The organism is Pseudomonas sp. JV245A (genome assembly GCF_032424515.1).
GTDB lineage: Bacteria > Pseudomonadota > Gammaproteobacteria > Pseudomonadales > Pseudomonadaceae > Aquipseudomonas > Aquipseudomonas protegens.
Window position 1 is genome coordinate 45,583 of record NZ_VYKE01000019.1, and the last position, 19,388, is coordinate 64,970.

At 63.8% G+C, this 19,388-nt stretch carries 19 protein-coding genes; 6 read left to right on the forward strand and 13 right to left on the reverse strand.

Going from position 1 to position 19,388, the window contains the following annotated elements; translation table 11 throughout:
• Positions 1-13: 13 nt before the first annotated feature.
• The 4 genes from F6S12_RS08420 to ilvA are packed head-to-tail and all read right to left on the reverse strand — an operon-like array spanning position 14 to position 3,733.
• Positions 14-481 carry a DUF2269 family protein gene (locus F6S12_RS08420; RefSeq protein WP_011064075.1) on the reverse strand — a complete coding sequence of 156 codons (468 nt, stop codon included), beginning with the start codon at positions 479-481 and terminating at the stop codon, positions 14-16.
• Complete coding sequence (locus F6S12_RS08425; RefSeq protein ID WP_123472640.1) at positions 478-1,734, reverse strand: SDR family oxidoreductase; 1,257 nt, start codon at positions 1,732-1,734, stop codon at positions 478-480. The genes F6S12_RS08420 and F6S12_RS08425 overlap by 4 nt, the downstream gene beginning before the upstream one ends.
• A 15-nt stretch (positions 1,735-1,749) precedes the next feature.
• A complete protein-coding gene (locus tag F6S12_RS08430) occupies positions 1,750-2,178 on the reverse strand; it encodes a DUF2269 family protein (protein WP_011064077.1) in 429 nt (142 codons plus the stop codon).
• A 40-nt stretch (positions 2,179-2,218) separates the two neighbouring features.
• Positions 2,219-3,733: a threonine ammonia-lyase, biosynthetic gene (gene ilvA / locus F6S12_RS08435; RefSeq protein ID WP_011064078.1), complete on the reverse strand. Its 1,515-nt coding sequence runs from the start codon at positions 3,731-3,733 to the stop codon at positions 2,219-2,221.
• A 204-nt stretch (positions 3,734-3,937) separates the two neighbouring features.
• Here ilvA and rpiA point away from each other — a divergent pair, with 204 nt between their 5' ends.
• Positions 3,938-4,609 (forward strand): ribose-5-phosphate isomerase RpiA, encoded by a 672-nt coding sequence (gene rpiA, locus F6S12_RS08440; RefSeq protein ID WP_016963479.1) that lies wholly within the window; start codon positions 3,938-3,940, stop codon positions 4,607-4,609.
• A gap of 73 nt (positions 4,610-4,682) precedes the next feature.
• Here rpiA and F6S12_RS08445 read toward each other — a convergent pair whose 3' ends face one another.
• The 4 genes from F6S12_RS08445 to F6S12_RS08460 form a co-directional block, all read right to left on the reverse strand.
• On the reverse strand, positions 4,683-5,588 hold the full coding sequence (locus tag F6S12_RS08445; RefSeq protein WP_152686516.1) for an SdiA-regulated domain-containing protein: 906 nt from the start codon (positions 5,586-5,588) through the stop codon (positions 4,683-4,685).
• Positions 5,589-5,689: 101 nt separating this feature from the next.
• Positions 5,690-6,616: an SdiA-regulated domain-containing protein gene (locus F6S12_RS08450; protein WP_125062287.1), complete on the reverse strand. Its 927-nt coding sequence runs from the start codon at positions 6,614-6,616 to the stop codon at positions 5,690-5,692.
• Positions 6,617-6,780: 164 nt separating this feature from the next.
• The gene (locus tag F6S12_RS08455; RefSeq protein WP_152686517.1) at positions 6,781-7,446 is read right to left on the reverse strand and encodes a fumarylacetoacetate hydrolase family protein; all 666 of its coding nucleotides are present in this window, start codon (positions 7,444-7,446) and stop codon (positions 6,781-6,783) included.
• A gap of 43 nt (positions 7,447-7,489) precedes the next feature.
• Entirely contained in the window at positions 7,490-8,884 is a 1,395-nt protein-coding gene (locus tag F6S12_RS08460) for an FAD-binding oxidoreductase (protein ID WP_019093428.1), read from the reverse strand.
• Between the two features lie 204 nt (positions 8,885-9,088).
• Here F6S12_RS08460 and serA point away from each other — a divergent pair, with 204 nt between their 5' ends.
• Entirely contained in the window at positions 9,089-10,318 is a 1,230-nt protein-coding gene (gene serA, locus F6S12_RS08465; protein ID WP_011064084.1) for a phosphoglycerate dehydrogenase, read from the forward strand.
• Between the two features lie 60 nt (positions 10,319-10,378).
• Here the strand turns inward: serA and F6S12_RS08470 are convergent, their stop codons facing one another.
• Entirely contained in the window at positions 10,379-10,816 is a 438-nt protein-coding gene (locus F6S12_RS08470; protein WP_011064085.1) for a DUF4399 domain-containing protein, read from the reverse strand.
• 132 nt (positions 10,817-10,948) lie between these two features.
• Here F6S12_RS08470 and F6S12_RS08475 point away from each other — a divergent pair, with 132 nt between their 5' ends.
• Positions 10,949-11,734 (forward strand): transporter substrate-binding domain-containing protein, encoded by a 786-nt coding sequence (locus F6S12_RS08475; protein WP_011064086.1) that lies wholly within the window; start codon positions 10,949-10,951, stop codon positions 11,732-11,734.
• Positions 11,735-11,883: 149 nt separating this feature from the next.
• On the opposite strand, the gene F6S12_RS08480 is transcribed toward F6S12_RS08475, so the two are convergent.
• Complete coding sequence (locus F6S12_RS08480; protein WP_011064087.1) at positions 11,884-12,372, reverse strand: DUF523 domain-containing protein; 489 nt, start codon at positions 12,370-12,372, stop codon at positions 11,884-11,886.
• A 2-nt stretch (positions 12,373-12,374) separates the two neighbouring features.
• Complete coding sequence (locus F6S12_RS08485) at positions 12,375-13,007, reverse strand: 2OG-Fe(II) oxygenase (protein WP_011064088.1); 633 nt, start codon at positions 13,005-13,007, stop codon at positions 12,375-12,377.
• 161 nt (positions 13,008-13,168) lie between these two features.
• Here F6S12_RS08485 and F6S12_RS08490 point away from each other — a divergent pair, with 161 nt between their 5' ends.
• Complete coding sequence (locus F6S12_RS08490) at positions 13,169-13,921, forward strand: DUF2059 domain-containing protein (protein WP_011064089.1); 753 nt, start codon at positions 13,169-13,171, stop codon at positions 13,919-13,921.
• 134 nt (positions 13,922-14,055) lie between these two features.
• On the opposite strand, the gene F6S12_RS08495 is transcribed toward F6S12_RS08490, so the two are convergent.
• Positions 14,056-14,994, reverse strand: a complete 939-nt coding sequence (locus F6S12_RS08495; protein WP_019093426.1) for an alpha/beta hydrolase — start codon at positions 14,992-14,994, stop codon at positions 14,056-14,058.
• Between the two features lie 110 nt (positions 14,995-15,104).
• On the opposite strand from F6S12_RS08495, the gene F6S12_RS08500 reads away from it, so the two are divergent.
• Both F6S12_RS08500 and F6S12_RS08505 read left to right on the forward strand, forming a co-directional pair.
• On the forward strand, positions 15,105-15,692 hold the full coding sequence (locus F6S12_RS08500) for a DUF6436 domain-containing protein (RefSeq protein ID WP_019093425.1): 588 nt from the start codon (positions 15,105-15,107) through the stop codon (positions 15,690-15,692).
• A 95-nt stretch (positions 15,693-15,787) separates the two neighbouring features.
• Positions 15,788-18,208 (forward strand): penicillin acylase family protein, encoded by a 2,421-nt coding sequence (locus F6S12_RS08505; RefSeq protein WP_019093424.1) that lies wholly within the window; start codon positions 15,788-15,790, stop codon positions 18,206-18,208.
• A 90-nt stretch (positions 18,209-18,298) separates the two neighbouring features.
• On the opposite strand, the gene F6S12_RS08510 is transcribed toward F6S12_RS08505, so the two are convergent.
• Entirely contained in the window at positions 18,299-19,267 is a 969-nt protein-coding gene (locus tag F6S12_RS08510; protein WP_019093423.1) for a GlxA family transcriptional regulator, read from the reverse strand.
• Positions 19,268-19,388 lie beyond the last annotated feature (121 nt).

Sequence of the window (19,388 nt, forward strand, 5' to 3'; positions counted from 1 at the left end):
CAGCGAAAAAAACCTACGCCGGCTTGGCCACCATCAGATAGAAAATCGCCATGAAGGCCAGGAACGCCGGCCAGCCCAGGGCGAACCACCAGCGCATATAAAGGGTTGCTCGCAGCGGCATCGGCGTCCCGTCCTGCAGGGCCTGCTCGGCCATCTTGTGCACTCGGATCTGCAACCAGACCACCGGCAGCCAGCACAGCCCCGCCACCACATACAGGCCCAGGCTCCACATCAGCCACGCCTGCTGCAGCGACCAGCCTGCCAGGTGCACCAGCCCCAGCCCGCTCAACGGCTGGAATACCGCCGTCGTGGCGGTAAAGGCCCAGTCGGCGAACACCAGGTGCTTGAAGGTCACGGCAATCACTTCCACCCGGCCACTGCGCCAGGCCCGCAGGGCGTAATAGGCCGACCCCGCGCCGAGGCCGAACAGCACGGTGGAGGACAGGATATGCAGGGTTTTCAACAGCAGGTAAGCGCTCATTGGTGGGGTTCGGTCCACAGCAGCCATAGGGTCGCCACCATCAGCACCAGGTTCTTGGCGACGGCGGCATAAGGGTCAAACCAGAAGTGCGGCAGGATCAGGCTGATGATCAGGGTGTAGCCGAGCATCAGCCCCAACTGCGCCTGCAAGGCCCGCCGGCGCCAGCGCCGCAGCAGCAGGCCGACACCCAGCAGCGCATCACAGAGTGAACCGCCGATCACCGCCAGGGCCGCCCAGACGCCATGCACGCCAGCCTCGGCCATGATCCGCAGGCCCCAGTCGTAACCCGGGCCGATGCACACCAGCGCGGTACCCAGCCAGATCAGCACCATCACTGCCAGCAACAGCGGGCGCAGGGCCAGTTGGGTGCTTTGCGCCGCCTGCGGCCACTCCTGCAAGCGGGCCGCCAGCGGCGCCGCGTGATACCCGCAGACCGAGGCCAGCACCTGCGGATCCGCCAGGTTGTCGTGGCGGGCCATGGCCAGGCTCTGCCGGTTCAAGGCTCGCCAGCCCAGGCGATCGCCAGCAGCGGCCACCAGCCGCAGCAAGACCGCTGGCAGCTTGAAGTAGCGCGCCGGGGCCCAGCCCTGGGCCGACCGCAGGTGATCGAGCAGTTGCGCCATGGTCATGCGTTCCGGGCCGACCAGGGGCAGAACCATGGATTCCTGCGGCCACTGCCTGAGCAGCGCCAGCACCGCGGCGCTCAAGTCCTCTATATGCAAGGGCTGCATCTGCGCCTTGGCGGACAGCAAGGGAATCAGCGGCCAGGGCGACAGCCTCGTCAGCCAGCCGCTGCTGGCACCGCCAGCGCCGAGCACCAGCGAGGGCCGCAGCACCACCGCCGGTACCCCCAACTGCAGCAGGTAATCATCCGCCGCCGCCTTGCTGGCAAGGAACGGCACCTGAGGCAGGATCCCGGCCCCCAATGCGGAAATCTGCAGTACCCGCACGCCCCGGGCCGCCGCCAGATCGAACAGCGCGCGGGTACCCAGGTCCTGGGTCAGGCTCAACGCCCGCGCATCAGTGCTCAACAGCCCCGCGGCGTTGATCAGCAGGTCGGTGTCGGCAGGCAGGGCAAAGGGCTGGGGCTCGCGGCCCAGGCAATCGAGATCCAGCTGGCACCACTCCACCCCGGGCAACCCCTGGGGCTGCGGGCGGCGGCTGGTGGCAATCAACTGATGGCCGGCAGCGTGCAATGCCGCCAGCAGATGACGGCCGACAAACCCTGTGGCCCCCACCAGAACGACCTTCATGGCAATCCTTGAGAGTTAGACCGGCTTGGCGCCCATAAGACCGGCAATGGTCACGAAACATGCGGCGCTGAACACCGCCAGCACCAGGGTGAACGCCAGGCCGCTGGCGACCTTGGCCACCCGCAGGCGGTTGAGGCGCACCATCAGCCACAGCCAGGCCAGGGCCCCCAGGGTGTAGAGCACGCTGGAACCCAGGACCCAGGTCTGCCCCAGCGGCCAACCCACCAGATGCACCAGCCACCAACCGCTGAACGGCAATGTCAGCATGCCCAGCGCCAGCAACAGCCAGCCGAACAGGCCCGGACGGTGCAGCACCCGGCTATAAACCGTGGCATCCCCCTGGCGGCGCAGGCGCCAGACCCAGATCGCCAGCCCCAGCGCACTGCCCAATAGCAGCACGGTGGCCAGTACATGAAGCGTCTTCAGCGTGGTCAGTGTTTCCATGTTTTCGCTTCCTTAAGGCTCCGATCCTCAGCGTAGTCGTTCAGCCGAGGAACAGCTGGTAGGCCGGGTTGTCGCTTTCATCCCAGTACGGATAGCCGATCTGCTCCAGCGCCGCGGGCACCAGGTGACGTTCATCGGCCGGCACTTGCAGGCCGGCGACTACCCGGCCATCCGCCGCACCATGGTTGCGGTAGTGGAACATCGAGATATTCCAGCGCCCGCCCAGCTTGTTGAGGAAGTTGAACAGCGCCCCCGGACGCTCCGGAAATTCGAAACGCAGCACCACTTCGTCGCTGACCTTCTCGGCATGGCCGCCGACCATGTAGCGGATGTGCAGCTTGGCCAGTTCGTTGTCGGTCAGGTCGATCACCGGAAAGCCCTGCTCGGTCAGGCTGGCGATCAGGGCGCTGCGCGGATCGTTTTCCGGGTGGGTCTGCACGCCAACGAAGATGTGCGCCTCGCTGCCGGTGTTGTAGCGGTAGTTGAATTCGGTGATCTGGCGCTTGCCCACCGCCTCGCAGAAGGCCTTGAAGCTGCCGGGCTTCTCGGGGATGGTCACGGCGATGATGGCTTCGCGGCCTTCGCCCAGCTCGGCGCGCTCGGCGACGTGGCGCAGGCGGTCGAAGTTGACGTTGGCCCCGGAGTCGATGGCCACCAGGGTCTGCCCGCTGATACCGCGCTGCTCGACGTACTTCTTGATCCCGGCAACGCCCAGGGCGCCGGCAGGTTCGGTGATCGAGCGGGTATCGTCGTAGATATCCTTGATTGCCGCACAGATCTCGTCGGTACTGACGGTAATCACTTCATCCACATAATCCTTGCAGATGTCGAAGGTGTGCTGGCCAATCTGCGCCACCGCCACGCCGTCGGCGAAGATCCCCACGGTCGGCAGCACCACGCGCTCACCGGCAGCCATGGCCGCCTGCAGGCAGTTGGAGTCGTCCGGCTCGACACCGATGACCTTGATCTCCGGGCGCAGGTACTTCACATAGGCCGCGATGCCGGCGATCAGGCCGCCGCCGCCGACCGGAACGAAGATCGCATCCAGCGGGCCGGGGTGCTGACGCAGAATCTCCATGGCCACCGTGCCCTGCCCGGCAATGGTGTGCGGATCATCGTAGGGATGGATGTAGACGTAGCCCTTCTCGTCCACCAGCTTCAGGGAGTAGGCCAGCGCTTCAGGGAAGGTATCGCCGTGCAGCACCACCTTGCCGCCACGGGAGCGCACGCCCTCGACCTTGATCTCGGGGGTGGTCTTGGGCATCACGATAGTGGCCTTGACCCCCAGCACCTTGGCCGCCAGGGCCAGGCCCTGGGCGTGGTTGCCCGCCGACGCAGTGACCACGCCGCGGGCGCGCTCGGCATCGCTGAGCTGGGTCAGCTTGTTGTAGGCGCCACGGATCTTGAACGAGAACACCGGCTGCAAGTCTTCACGCTTGAGCCAGATCTGATTGCCCAGCCGCTCGGAGAGCTGGCGGGCAGTCTGCAATGGGGTTTCTACGGCAACGTCATAAACGCGCGAGGTGAGGATCTTCTTGACGTACTGTTCGAGCATCGGAAAGCATCACTGAGCGGGTTGGGCAGGGCCAGGGAGTCTAACCCAGCGTTTGCCCGGGCGACCACACGAATACCGAGGTTTTAGCCGCCCCCTCGCCTTCTCTGAAGCCCGGCCGATTAGCCAAACGGGCAATGACCTGATCTGCCGCGGCGCCTATAATGCCGGCCTTTGTGCCCCCCCCTTGCCCGCTTCGGAGCCCGCATGACCCAGGATCAACTCAAACAGGCCGTTGCCCAGGCCGCCGTCGACCTTATCCTCCCGAAACTCGATGACAAGAGCATCGTCGGGGTCGGTACCGGCTCCACCGCCAACTGCTTCATCGACGCCCTGGCCCTGCACAAGGGCGCCTTCGACGGCGCCGTGGCCAGCTCCGAAGCCACCGCCGCGCGCCTCAAGGGCCACGGGATTCCGGTCTACGAGCTCAACACCGTGAGCGACCTGGAGTTCTACATCGACGGCGCCGACGAAAGCGACGAGCACCTGAACCTGATCAAGGGCGGCGGCGCCGCCCTGACTCGGGAAAAGATCGTCGCCGCCGTGGCCAAGACGTTCATCTGCATCGCCGACGCCAGCAAGCTGGTGCCGGTGCTGGGCAACTTCCCGCTGCCCGTGGAAGTGATCCCCATGGCCCGCAGCCACGTGGCCCGTGAACTGGTGAAACTGGGCGGCGACCCGGTGTACCGCGAAGGCGTGATCACCGACAACGGCAACATCATCCTCGATGTGCACAACATGCAGATCACCAATCCGGTGGAACTGGAAAGCCAGATCAATGCCATTGTCGGCGTGGTCACCAATGGCCTGTTCGCTGCACGCCCCGCTGATGTGCTGCTGCTGGGTACCGCCGAAGGGGTGAAGACCCTCAAGGCCTGAGCCTGCCCCGCGGATAGGAGCCGGCGCGCGGGCGAAGGCGGTTTTGAAGGCCTCTTCGCTGGCAAGCCGGCTCCTACATCGGTTTCTTGAAGACGTAGAACAGGTTCGGTTCGCTCACCAGGTACAGGGTGCCGGCGTCATCCATGGCCATCCCCTCCGCCTGAGGCACCGCCTTGCTCAGACCCTGGCGCCACTTGCCCAGGGCCAGGGTACTCAGCGGGCGCCCCTCGACATCCAGCTCCACCACCAGCCGCGACTCGTCCGACAGTGCCAGCAGGTGGCCACTGCGCTCGTCGTATTGCAGGCTGGAGAGATCACGCACGAACAGACCGGCATCGCGCTTGGGGTTGTTCACCACATGCATCCCGTAGGACTGTTCCGGATCTTGGTGGGGGAAGCCCTGCACTTCATAGATCAGCATCGGGTCGCGTTCCTTGGCGACGAACAGGCGCTTGCCCTGGGAGTCGTAGGCCAGCCCCTCGAAGCCCTTGTTGCCGGTAAGGTGCACGCCCAGGGTGATCTGCTCGGCTTCTGCCGCATCCACCGCCGTGGTTTCATCGTCCAGCTGGATCTTGATCAGCCGGTGCTGGCGCTCGTCGCTGATCACATAGGTATTGGCACTGATGAACTCCACCGCTTCCGGATCGCCAAAGCCCACCAGAGCGATGCGGCGCAGGATATGCCCGTCCAGGGACAGCTCGATCAGTTCGGAATTCTTGTTGGTCACGGTGAACAGACTGTTGCGCAGCGGATCGTAGGTCAGCGCCGAGACCTCATCCAGGCCCTCGATGGGCTGCGCCTCCAGCACGACCCGATAATCGCCCAGCCCCAGGGATTGGGGGGCCGTCACCTGCCAGTAGGATTGCCAGTCGAACCATGCGCGCTGCCACAACCTGTGGTTATGGACAAACACCGCCAGCAGCACGGCCATCAGGCAGAGGATCAGGTAAAGAGGTCGCAAGCGGGTGAGGCGATACATGGCGGGCAGGCTCGAAATCAGGACAGGCTGATGAAATATCACAGCTGCCTGAATTCAAGCTTAATGCCCTGAGCGGCCCGGCTCGGGTGACAGGCCCGGGCTCACTGTTTCTCGAAGCGATAGAACAGGTTGGGCTCGCTGACCATGTACAGGTTGCCGGCCTCATCCATGGCCACGCCTTCGGCCCGGGGAATGGTTTTTTCCAGGCCATTGAAGCCACCGAGCAGGGCCATGAAGCTGACCTGTTCGCCCTGCTCGTCCAGCTCCAGCAGTAGATGGGAATCAGCCGACAACACCAGGGTATGGCCGGTGCGCGGGTCGATACCCAGGGCCGAAAGGTTGCGCAAGTCGAGTTCGTCGCTGGCCAGCTTCTGCTTGTTGCCCTTGAGTACCTGGCTACCGTCGCTGCTCCAGGTAAACAACGCCGGCGGGCGCTCCTCCCCCAGCAGCAACTGTTGCTTGCGCGGGTTCCAGGCAATGGCTTCGAACGCCTTGTTCTGGTCTGCCGAAGGGCCCAGGTCGTATTTGGGGAAGTCCGCGACATTCAGCGACTGGGTATTGGCATCGACCTTGACGATCACCAGCGAATGCTCGCGCTCATCGACAATCGCCAGCAGGCCATTCTCCAGGACCGCAACCCCTTCCGGGTTGCTCCAGCCCACCAGAGGCATCTTGCGCAGGACGTCGCCTTGCAGCGACAACTCCACCAGAAATGGGTGCTTGCCCATAACCGAAAACAAGGTCTTGGTCTGGGGGTTATAGGAAAGATCGGAGGCCTCGTCCCGCTCCATGCCTGGCAGGACCTTGGCGTCGATCACCGCCCGGTAGCTGGGCAGCCAGATACTGGAGCTGCGTTCAGCGGTACTGACAAAACCTTCCTGAACCCAGAGTGCTCCACGGTCATCCCAATGCATGAGGCTGGCTACGCCATAGCAGATCACGCCCGCCAACAGCAGCCAGGAATACCAGCGCATGCGCAATCGCAAGCGGCGGATGAGGTGAGGTTTGGGCAGAGGGTGGACGTCCATCACACAGATTCCAGAAGCGCGGCCAAAGGTAATAGCACACGAATTTCAGATCCGCGAACCATGAGCTTCGTAATTATCCGGGAAAAATGTGAAAAAACGGTTAAAGGCGCTGATCTCTCTGCGTCGGGCCCCGGATTACCGGGCCCAGCGCAGAAAGATTCGGATCAACGGACGCTGCTGGTGAAACGACTGGCACCGGGAAGCTCCAGCACCAGCTCATCGCCGACATTCAGCGGCCCAACCCCGACCGGCGTGCCCGTGAGGATCACATCGCCAGCCTGCAGGGAGAAACAACCGGCCATGTACTGGATCATCGGCACTATGGGGTTGAGCATGATGGCGCTGTTGCCGTCCTGGCGTACTTCACCGTTGATGGTCAGGCGGATGCCGATGTCGGTCAGGTCGGCGAAGGTGCTGCCCACCACAAAGGGCGCGATCACCGCCGCGCCGTCGAACGACTTGGCGATTTCCCAGGGCAGGCCCTTGGCTTTGAGTTCGGCCTGCTTGTCCCGCAGGGTCAGGTCCAGTGCCGGGGCAAAGCCGGAAATGGCATCCAGCACTTCTTCGCGGCTGGGTTTGGTGGAGAGCGGCTTGCCGATCAACACCGCGATTTCCGCTTCGTAGTGCACCGAACCACGCTCGGAGGGAATGGCGAACCCACCTTCCAGGGGCACCACACAACTGCCCGGCTTGATAAACAACAGGGGTTCGGTAGGTACCGGGTTGTCCAGCTCCTTGGCGTGCTCGGCGTAGTTGCGACCGATGCACACCACCTTGCCCACCGGAAAATGGATCCGGGTACCGTCGACATACTGGTGCTGATAGCTCATTACCGACTCCTGCTTGTGTGCTTTATCTGGACACTACCCGGCTTCAGATCGCGAAGATCTTGCCCGGGTTCATGATGCCGTTCGGGTCGAACGCGGCCTTGACCGCCTTCATGTACTCGATCTCCACCGGCGAGCGGCTGTAGGTCAGGTAATCACGCTTGGTCATGCCCACGCCGTGTTCCGCGGAAATCGAGCCGTTGTACTTCTCGACCGTCTCGAACACCCACTTGTTGACCGTCGCGCACTTGGCAAAGAATTCGTCCTTGCTCAGGTTGTCCGGCTTGAGGATGTTCAGGTGCAGGTTGCCGTCGCCGATGTGGCCGAACCAGACGATTTCGAAGTCCGGGTAGTGCTTGCCGACGATGGCGTCGATTTCCTGAAGGAAGGCCGGGACTTTCGACACAGTGACCGAAATGTCGTTCTTGTACGGCGTCCAGTGGGAAATGGTCTCGGAGATGTATTCGCGCAGCTTCCACAGGTTGTGCAACTGGGTTTCGCTCTGGCTCATCACGCCGTCCAGCACCCAGCCCTGCTCGACACAGTGCTCGAAGGTTTCCAGGGCGTGGTTGGCCACTTCCTCGGTGGTGGCTTCGAATTCCAGCAGCGCATAGAACGGGCAGTCGGACTCGAACGGTGCCGGTACGTCGCCACGGGCCAGGACCTTGGCCAGGGCCTTGTCGGAGAAGAACTCGAAGGCCGTCAGATCCAGCTTGCCCTGGAAGGCGTGCAACACGGGCATGATCGAGTCGAAATCAGGGGTGCCCAGGACCATCGCCGTGAGGTTCTTCGGTGCCCGGTCCAGGCGCATGGTGGCCTCGACCACGAAGCCCAGGGTGCCCTCGGCGCCGATGAACAGTTGGCGCAGGTCATAGCCGGTGGCGTTCTTGATCAGGTCCTTGTTCAACTCCAGCAGGTCGCCCTTGCCGGTGACCACCTTCATGCCGGCCACCCAATTGCGGGTCATGCCGTAGCGAATGACCTTGATCCCGCCGGCATTGGTACCGATATTACCGCCAATCTGGCTGGAACCTGCAGAAGCGAAATCCACCGGGTAGTACAGGCCGTTTTCTTGCGCCAGGTTCTGCAACTGCTCGGTGACCACGCCCGGCTGGCACACTGCGGTGCGGTCGGTCAGGTTCAGATCGAGGATCTGGTTCATATAGTCGAAGGACACCACCACCTCGCCGTTGGCTGCCACCGCTGCCGCCGAAAGCCCGGTGCGACCGCCCGAAGGCACCAGCGCAACCTTGTGCTGATTGGCCCAGCGCACAATGGCCTGGACCTGTTCGATGGTTTTCGGAAACACAATGGCTGTCGGGGCCGGGGCGAAATGCTTGGTCCAATCCTTGCCGTAAGCATTCAGGGAGTCAGCGTCGGTCAGCACCTTGCCAGGCTCAACCAGGGTCTTCAGCTCATCAATCAGGGCAGGATTGGTCATCGACAGAACTCTCGAACAATTCATGGTCATCCTGAGAACGCTTCACGTCGCAGGAATGAGTGTTTAGCGGGGCGCGTATGCTAGCATACCGCCCCCGCAGGAGAGTGCCCAAGGGCCTTTCTGCGGTGTCGGCCCAGTGCCGCCCAGGTCAGCTCAAGCTGTCCACTTCCCTGCCATTTTTCTCCGGGACACAGGTTTACGCAGATGAGCAAGACTTCTCTCGATAAGAGCAAGATCAAGTTCCTTCTCCTCGAAGGCGTCCACCAATCCGCTGTCGACGTCCTCAAGGCCGCCGGCTACACCAGCATCGAGTACCTCACCGGTTCTCTGCCGGAAGCCCAGCTCAAGGAAAAGATCGCCGATGCACACTTCATCGGCATTCGCTCCCGCACTCAACTGACCGAAGAGATCTTCGACCACGCGAAGAAACTGGTCGCAGTGGGCTGCTTCTGCATCGGTACCAACCAGGTTGACCTGTCCGCCGCTCGCGAGCGCGGCATCGCGGTGTTCAACGCGCCTTACTCCAACACCCGTTCGGTAGCCGAGCTGGTGCTGGCCGAGGCCATCCTGCTGCTGCGCGGCATCCCCGAGAAAAACGCTTCCTGCCACCGTGGCGGCTGGATCAAGAGCGCGGCCAACTCCTTCGAAATCCGTGGCAAGAAGCTGGGTATCGTCGGCTACGGCTCCATTGGTACGCAGTTGTCGGTCCTGGCTGAAGGCCTGGGCATGCAGGTGTTTTTCTACGACACCGTGACCAAGCTGCCACTGGGCAACGCCACCCAGGTGGGCAACCTGCACGAACTGCTGGGCATGTCCGACATCGTCACCCTGCACGTGCCGGAAACCGCGGCCACCCAGTGGATGATCGGCGAGAAGGAAATCCGCGCCATCAAGAAGGGCGGCATCCTGATCAACGCCGCCCGCGGCACCGTGGTCGAGCTGGACGCCCTGGCGGACGCGATCAAGGACAAGCACCTGATCGGCGCGGCCATCGACGTATTCCCGGTGGAGCCGCGCTCCAACGACGAAGAGTTCGAAAGCCCGCTGCGCGGCCTGGACAACGTGATCCTGACCCCGCACATCGGCGGTTCCACCGCTGAAGCCCAGGCCAACATCGGCCTGGAAGTGGCAGAAAAACTGGTCAAGTACAGCGACAACGGTACCTCGGTGTCCTCGGTCAACTTCCCTGAAGTGGCGCTGCCGGCCCACCCGGGCAAGCACCGTCTGCTGCACATCCACGAGAACATTCCGGGCGTAATGAGCGAGATCAACAAGGTCTTCGCCGAAAACGGCATCAACATCTCCGGTCAGTTCCTGCAGACCAACGAGAAGGTCGGCTACGTGGTGATCGACGTCGACGCCGAGTACTCGGACCTGGCGCAAGAGAAGCTGCAGCACATCAACGGCACCATCCGTTGCCGCGTGCTGTTCTAAGCCTCGACTGCGGCACAAAAAAGGGAGCCCTCTGGGCTCCCTTTTTTATCGTGTTTACGATTATTTCACTGTTACTGTGATTTTCTTGGAAACGATCACCGGGTTGAAAGGCACGTGGTTCTTGTCCCCCAGTTCCAGTTGCAGGGTGTGCTTGCCGGGGGTCAGGGTCACTTCGGTTTCGGTCTGGGCCTTGCCGAAGTGCAGGTGGTTGGCGTCCATCGGGATCGGCAGGTTCTCGGCAGGCAACTGATCGACATCGATCAGCAGGTGATGGTGGCCGGTGTTGGCGGTCTGATCGCCCGCCGGAGCCAGGGCGATGCCTTCAACGCCGAACTTGACCTTGAAGGTCTTGTCCACGGTGGCCCCGTCGGCCGGGGAAACGATAGTCACCTTGGCGCCGGCAGGTGCCTCGGTACGCGGAATTTCCGCTGCACCGGCCAGCATCGAGGTTCCCAGCAACAGACCGGCCAAAGCAGCACGCGACATAAAAATTTTCATTATCTTCTCCAGTTTTTCCGCAAATCTTTTACGGTTATGACAACTTCGTGGCAATTCGTTGTCGAAGGCACTCAACACCTTAGCAAAGCGAGCCTGAACGGCGCATCGCTCATATAAATTCAAGGAGTGACCATGCGTTTCCTGCCTGGCCTGTTACTTTTGCTGCCCCTTGCGAGCACTTGCGCTCAAGCCGAACTGATGGACGATATCAATGACCGCGGCGAGCTGCGCATCGCCCTGGAAGCCGATACGCCGCCCTTCAATTTCAAGGACGACGGCAAACTCACCGGTTTCGAGGTGGAGTTGGGGCAACTGCTGGCCAGTGAACTGGACGTACGCGCGGACTTCGTGGTGACCGAGGCCGCCGAACTGCTCCCGGGAGTGGAAAGCGGCAAGTTCGACGTGGCGATCAACCACATAGCAATGACCCCGGAACTCAAGGATCGTTTCGATTTCAGCGAACCCTACAGCTATTCCAGTGCGCAGTTGATTGTGCGCAAGGAAGAGCAGCGTCCGCTGTTTTCCCTGCAGGCCCTGCGCGGCCAGGCGCTGGGGGTGGCCCAGGGCAGCCAGTTCGTCGATCAGGCGCGGACTGTGGAAGGGATCAACCTGCGCAGCTACGCCGATGCCCAGCAGCCGATCAAGGACGTGGCGGACAAGCAGATCGACGCTGCCATCAGCGATCGCCTGCTGATTCCCTACGCCATTCGCGACAGCCGCCTGCCGGTGAAGGAAGGCGCCAAGGTCGGACCGACCCTGAGCCTGGCGATCCCCTTCCAGAAAGGTAACCCGGCGTTTCGCGCGAGCCTGGACAGCGCCTTGCAGCGGATCAAGGCCGACGGGCGCCTGATGGCCCTGTCGGAGAAATGGTTCGGCATGGACGCGAGCAAACCGCCGAAGGCCGAAGCCGGGCAGTAAACGACACAAGCTGCCTGGATTGACCTGTAGCCGCAGCCTGCGAACGGCCCGAAGGGACCCAGGGGCTTCATGGCCGCCAGAGGTCGGCGGGAAATCGTCAAGCAAGGCCCTCAGGGCCTTTTCGCAGCCTCGCTAAAGCTCGGCAGCGGCTACGAGGACAATGCGGCCAGGGCGCTGGCGGCCTCGGGCAGTTGCAGCTCGCTGAAGACTTGCACCCCGTGCTGCTTGAGCAACGCGGCGGTGACGCCCTCCCCCGAAACCTTGACCCCGCTGAAGCTGCCGTCATAGGTCAGCAGGTTGCCGCAGGATGGGCTGTGGGCCTTGAGCACGGCAACGCGGATCCGGTGCTTTTCCACCAGCTCCAGGGCCTGGCGGGCGCCAGCCAGGAACTGGGCGCTGACATCTTCACCTTCGCAGGTCATCACCGGTGCCCGCCCCTCGAGCACATCGACACCCTGCCCGCCGGGGATCTCCGCCGGCGCCCGTGGAGTGGGCAAACCACCAGCAACCTCCGGACACAAGGCAACCACTCGTCCCTCTTGCTGCCAGGCGGCCAGTTGATCGAACGGGCCGCTGGCACCGCCGTCGTAGCGTACGCGGTGGCCCAACAGGCAGCGGCTGACCAGGATCTTGTGCATATTCAGAACGGCTCGTTACCACGGCGCCGGAACCAGCCGGTCAGGGACAGGCGTTCCCGGGTCGCGGGCATGACTTCATGGGGGACTTCGCCGGAAAGAAACACCACCAGCCGCCCCCCGACAGGGACTACATCGTATTGCCCCCGGTCATTGAGGTACATGCGCAATTGCCCGCCCTGCTCGGGCAGCCACTCCTCATTGAGGTAGACCACCGCCGAGACCATGCGCCGGTCGTCATCGCGAAAGCGATCCACGTGGCGCTTGTAGAAGGCTCCCGGCGGGTACATCGCGAAATGGCATTCGAAATCTTCAAGCCCGAGGAACAGGCCTCGGTTCAGAGCCTCGCGCAGGCTGTCCATCAGTTCCAGGTAGCTATCGCAGGCCTGGGCCTGACCGGGCTCGAGCCACTGGATATGGTCGCCGCGTATACCCTCGCGGATCTCCTGGGCCGGCCCGCGTCCTACCGCCGCCGGCGCCAGTTCACCTTCAGCCGCACGTTTACGGCACTCAGCCGCCAGTTCGAGGGTCAGAGCCTCGGACAGGAAGACATTTTGCTGCGACCAGCCACAGGCGGCCAGGTCGTCGACAATGTTCAACAACAGCGGATGATCAGAGGGTATTTGCATGGCGCGCATAGTATCCAGCCTCAGAAAAATCTGACAGAGCCGCAGAGCGGAGGATGAAGCATTTTTTTCAATGGGCTTACACATCATCGGTTTGCCGAGGGATGCTGATACGAATTCTCGACAACTACCCTCTTGCCCCGGAGAATAGTCGCCTGCTGACAGGAGTCCTTATGCGCCGTTTGCTTTTCTCACTGTTGATCTTCTGCGCCTTGCCTGCCTGGGCAGACAGCCACGACCAGTTGTACCAGGTCGCCGGTTGGGCGCAACAGCGCGCGCATTTCAACGATGCTCTCAGCGCCGCCCAGCAGCGCTACCAGAGCAGCCTGCCGCCGGCGGTCTATCAAGCCCTGGTGGACAACAGCAACCAGCGCTTCGCACCCCAGGCCGTGGACCGTCGCGCCGAGGCCCAACTGCGGCAGAACCTGGCGGACCCCGCACCGGCCCTGGCCTTCTTCCAGTCGCCCCTGGGCCGCAAGATCGTCGCCGCCGAACTGCTGGCGACCCGCCGCGACCAGCTGGCCAAGAACGCCCAGGGCCTGCCGAAGATGCAGGCCAGCGACAACCGCCAGTTGATCATCGGCCACCTGGCCCAGGCCCTGCCGGCCCGGGAAGCGGGTGCAGAGGTGAGCCTGGCGATTGCCGGTGTCGCCGCCGACAGCCTGAGCCAGATGATTCCCGGCCTGCTGGGGGGCGGCCAGGCCCAGGGCATGCTCAACGGCCAGCGCCAGCGGCTGATGCAGCAGATCGGCAACGACCTGAACAACACCTTGCTGTACGTCTATCGGGATCTGTCCGACACGGAGCTGGAAGAGTTCGCCACCTTCGCCGAATCCAGCGAAGGCAAGGCCTACTACCAGGCCGCCCTGGCAGCGATTCGCGCCGGCCTTGCGGTCGGCCAGAGCACTTCCAGCCTCGCCCCCTGACCCGGCAACTCGCCTGTGACCGCTGCCGAGCCCGCAGGCCCTTGCCTGGCAATCGCCTGACGAGCCTGCAGTAGCCTTGGGCTCTTGCGTCCCTTCGGGCCGTTCGCAGCCTGCGGCAGCGGCTGCACCAATCTCTAGAGGTGCTGGGTCAGAAAGGCGAAGTACTGATCGCGATACAACGGGATTTCATTGGCCAGATGGTGCCGCGCATCGGGCAGCATCAATAGCTCGGGCGCGGCAAACTTGCCACGAATCACCTGCAGATTGTGCTGCCAGTCCACGGTCATGTCCGCATCCCCCTGAACGATCAACGGCTGCCTGGAACTGCGGGGCGCTGCCTCCAGGCGCTTGATCCAGCGCGACAGCGCTCCCACCCAGGCCGTCGGCAAGCGTTGCGGCTGCAACGGGTCGACCTGCAGGAACGCGAGGAAATCCGGGTCGTTGGAGTTTTCACTGAAGCGCCGGGCAATGCCGGTGACGAAGGGCCGCAGCGCGTAATAACTGAGCATCGACCAGCCCCAGGCCCGCGGCCGCACCAGCGGCGAGAGCAGCATCACCTGGCCCTGGGCCGGGCTCTCGGCGCCCTGGTTGAGCAGGTGGTCCATGATGATCGCGCCGCCGGTGCTTTGCCCGAACAGGTGCCAGGGCTCGGGGAGTTCCAGGGACCGGGCCTCGGCGAACAGGCCTTGCAGCACCCGCTGATACACCGCGAAATCATCGATACTGGCCCGCTCGCCACTGGAAAGGCCGTGCCCGGGCAGGTCGCAGGAAATCACCACGAAACGCCGTTGCAGCGCCCACTCGATCACATGCCGGTACAAGCCCATGTGGTCGTAGAAGCCGTGGAACAGAAACAGCGTGGCCCGTGGCTGCTCCGGCCACCAGACCTGGCTCACCACTTCGTAGCCGTCCACCTGGAAACGCCCCATGCGGCTACGCGGCACCAGCGCCCGCCCGGCGAAATCCAGCCCATAGAAACGCTGGTAGGCCTGCCCCTCCACCGACAAAGGCTGCCCGGCGACCAGAGGTTGCAGGCTGGCACGCAGGTGGTCGGGGTCGAAAGTGGCGGGCATAGAGAATTCCAAAGCGGGGGTACCGGCGACAAAACGGGCTTTCTGGGCCTGCGATATTCATCTGTCGCGGCAAGCATGGCAAGCTACGCGACCTTCGAGGACCGATCTTAATGCGCCAGTCTTACCGCACGCCCCTGCTTGCCAGCCTGCTCGTCCTGATCTGCGCCGTGGTGCTGTGGAACGCCTACGAATGGTTCCAGGGCCGCTATCTGCGGGCGTTCAGCGAGCACACCGCGATGTTCTCCGGCGACCCGTTGCAACTGCCCGCCGAACTGGCCGGCCCCGGGGCGATCCGCCTGGTACATTTCTGGGACCCGGCCTGCCCCTGCAATGTCGGTAACCAGCAGCACCTGGCCGAGCTGATCGAAACCTATGGCCCGCGGGGCGTGGAGTTCTATGCCGTACAGAAGCCCGGCAGCCATGGCCAGCTACCCGCCACCCTGAGCCGCCTGAAGCACCTCGACAGCCTGCCCGGAGCGGAACAGATCCCCGCCAGCCCGGCAGTGGCGATCTGGGACCGCAACGGCAAGCTGGCCTACTTCGGCCCCTACAGCGAAGGCCTGACCTGCAATTCCAGCAACAGCTTCATCGAGCCCATCCTCCAGGCCCTTGAGGACAATCGCCCGGTCAGCGCCACCCACACCCTGGCCATCGGCTGCTACTGCCCCTGGCCGGCCGAACAAGGCATTCGCGACTAATCAAGGACTGCCTCCTGCGCGGGGCCCCTGACTTGTGCTAAATCTCTGCAGCTCTCCCAAGGCGGCATTGAATACAACAACAGCAAGGAGCCCGCATGAAACGCAGCCTGACCGTCGTCGCCGTACTGATCCTCGCCCTGCTGGCAGGGCTTGCCGGCTACCTGTACAGCAAGCAGCCGACGCGTCAGGGCCAGGTCGAGCTCAATGGCCTGCAAGGCTCGGTCACCGTGCGTTACGACGAACGCGGGGTGCCGCACATTCGCGCCGAAAACGAAGCCGACCTGTACCGCGCCCTGGGCTACGTGCACGCCCAGGACCGGCTGTTCCAGATGGAAGTGCTGCGGCGCCTGTCCCGGGGCGAGCTGGCAGAGGTGCTGGGGCCCAAGCTGGTGGACACCGACAAACTGTTCCGCAGCCTGCGGATTCGCGAACGGGCCGACAGCTATATCGCCGGGCTCGACCATCAGTCACCCGCCTGGAAGGCCCTGGAAGCCTATCTGGACGGCATCAACCAGTATCAGGACAGCCACGCCAGCCCCATCGAGTTCGACGTCCTGGGCATCCACAAGCGGCCTTTCACCGCAGAAGACACCGTCAGCGTCGCCGGTTTCATGGCCTACAGCTTTGCCATGGCCTTTCGCACCGAGCCGCTGCTGACCTACATCCGCGACGAACTGGGCAATGACTACCTGAAGGTGTTCGACCTCGACTGGCAGCCCAAGGGCGTGCTGGCCAAGGGCAAGACCCCACCTTCAGCGCCACTGGCCGCCGTCGACTGGCAGGGCCTGGGCCGAATCGCCCGCCTGAGCCAGCAAGCCCTGGAAGAAGCCGGGCTGCCGCAATTCGAGGGCAGCAATGCCTGGGTGGTTTCCGGCTCGCGGACCAAGAGCGGCCGCGCGCTGCTGGCCGGCGACCCGCATATCCGCTACTCGCTGCCGTCGGTGTGGTACGAGGCCCAGCTCTCGGCCCCTGGCTTTGAACTCTACGGTCATCACCAGGCCCTGGTGCCCTTCGCCTTCCTCGGCCACAACCTGGACTTCGGCTGGAGCCTGACCATGTTCCAGAACGATGACCTCGACCTGATCGCCGAAAAGGTCAACCCGGAGAACCCCAATCAGGTCTGGTTCCACGACAAGTGGGTGGACCTGATCACCAGCGAGCAGCAGATCGCCGTCAAGGGCCAGGCCCCGGTGACCCTGACCCTACGCCAGTCGCCCCACGGCCCGATCATCAACGACATGCTCGGTACCACTGTGGGCAAGGCGCCGATCGCCATGTGGTGGGGTTTCCTGGAAACCCCGAACCCGATCCTCGACGGCTTCTACCAGCTCAACCGCGCAGACACCCTGGCCAAGGTCCGCGCTGCGGCCGCCAAGGTCCATGCACCGGGCCTGAACATCGTCTGGGCCAACGCCAAGGGCGACATCGGCTGGTGGGCGGCGGCGCTCCTGCCCAAGCGCCCGGCGGGGGCCAAGCCGGCCTTCATCCTCGATGGCAGCACCAGCCTGGCGGACAAGGAAGGCTTCTACCCCTTCAGCGCCAACCCCCAGGAAGAGAACCCGGCCCGGGGCTATATCGTCTCGGCCAACTTCCAGCCGGTATCCCCCACCGGCATGGAGATCCCCGGCTACTACAACCTGGCCGACCGTGGTCAGCAACTGGATCGGCAGCTCAGCGACAAGAGCCAGAAATGGGACCTGGAGAACACCCAGAAACTGCAGTTGGGCACCACCACCGCCTACGGGCCGCGCCTGCTGGCGCCGCTGTTGCCGGTGTTGCGTGAAGTGGTCAGCGACCCCGAGGAACTGAAGCTGGTGGAGCAACTGGCGAAATGGCAGGGCGACTATCCACTGGAATCCACCAGCGCGACGCTGTTCAACCAGTTCCTGTTCAACCTGGCCGATGCCACTTTCCATGAAAAACTCGGCGACGCCTATTTCGACGCCCTGATCCAGGCCCGGGTGGTGGACGCCGCCCTGCCCCGACTGGCGGCGGACCCCGACTCGCCCTGGTGGGACAACCGCACCACGCCCCAGCGCGAAAGCCGCGCCGACACGGTCAAGCTGGCCTGGCGCGCCAGTATCGACCACCTGCGCCTGACCCTGGGCGCCAACCCGGCGCAATGGCGCTGGGGCCAGGCCCACACGCTGACCCACGGCCACCCGCTGGGCATGCAGAAGCCCCTGGACCGGCTGTTCAACGTCGGCCCCCTGGACGCCCCCGGTAGCCACGAGGTGCCGAACAACCTCACCGCCAAGATCGGCCCGGCGCCCTGGTCAGTAGTCTACGGGCCCTCGACCCGGCGCATCATCGACTTCGCCGACCCGGCCCACAGCCTGACCATCAACCCGGTGGGCCAGAGTGGCGTGCTGTTCGACAAGCATTACGACGATCAGGCCGAAGCCTATATCGAAGGGGTCTACCAGCAGGCGCACTTCAGCGACGAGGAAGTCACCGCCAACACCCGCAGCACCCTGAAGCTGCTGCCGGCACGCCCCCGGGTCCCCGCGCCCTGACCAGCGGCGGGTGTAGAAGCGAGCTGGCCAGCGAAGAGGCCAGCAAGCCCTGCACTCCGCTGAAGGACGCCTTCGCCGGCAAGCCGGCTCCTACAAGGGTACGGTGCTGAAGTTCAGGCGGAACTGTTGCGGGGTCAGCCCCAGGCGCCGGTTGAACACGCTGCGCATGTGCTGGGCATCGCGAAAGCCGCAGGCGTAGGCCACGGTCTTGAGCGGCGCCGCGCTGCGTTCGAGCATCCCCCGCGCCGCATCCATCCGCGCGCCTTCGACAAATTCCGCCGGAGTCACCCCCGCTTCTCGAACGAACACTCGGGCAAAATTGCGCGGGCTCATGTTCACCGCCCGGGCCAGCTCGGCAATGCTCAGGTCCGCCTGCAACCGGTCCTGCACATGCTGCTGGACCCGAGCCACGGTGGAGGTGGTCTCGGCCTGGGGCAGCAGAAACGGGCTGAACTGCGACTGCCCCCCCGTGCGCTGGGTGAACACCACCAGACGCTTGGCCACGCTCAGGGCCACCCCCGCACCATGATCCTGGGCCAACAGGTACAGCGACAGGTCGATGCCGGCGGTGACCCCCGCCGAAGTGAACAGCCTACCGTCCTGGACGTACAGGCGATCAGCCTCGACCCGGGTGCCCGGGCACAGCGCAGCCAGCGCCGGCGCATCGCTCCAGTGGGTGGTCACCGTGCGCCCTTCCAGCAACCCGGCCCGGGCCAGGATGAACGCGCCGTTGCAGATCGAGCCGAAGCCCTTGGCCCGGGCGCAGGCCTCGCGCAGCCAGGCGTAGAAGGCCGGGCTGAACTGGCTGCCAGGCACCTGCGGGCCGCCCGCCACCAGCAACAAGTCAAAGGGCTCCAGGGCCTGGGTGAAGGAACAATGGGCCTGCAACAGCAGGCCATTGGAACAGGCCTGCGCCCCAGCCTCGACGCCAATCACCCGCAAGCGGTAATGATCCTCGGCCGGCAGAAACCGGTTGGCTTCGCAAAACACATCCATGGGCCCGGTGACATCGAGGGCCTGGACACCCGGAAAAACCAGCACGGCAACGCTTCTACCCATGGTGCAAACAGCCCTCTATGACCCGCGCCCGGCAACCCCGAGCGGCGGGCAATTGTCGCAAGCAAAGCTCGAGGGAACATAGCACTGGCAGGAAATGCACGCAGGTTGGCCGGGATCGCAG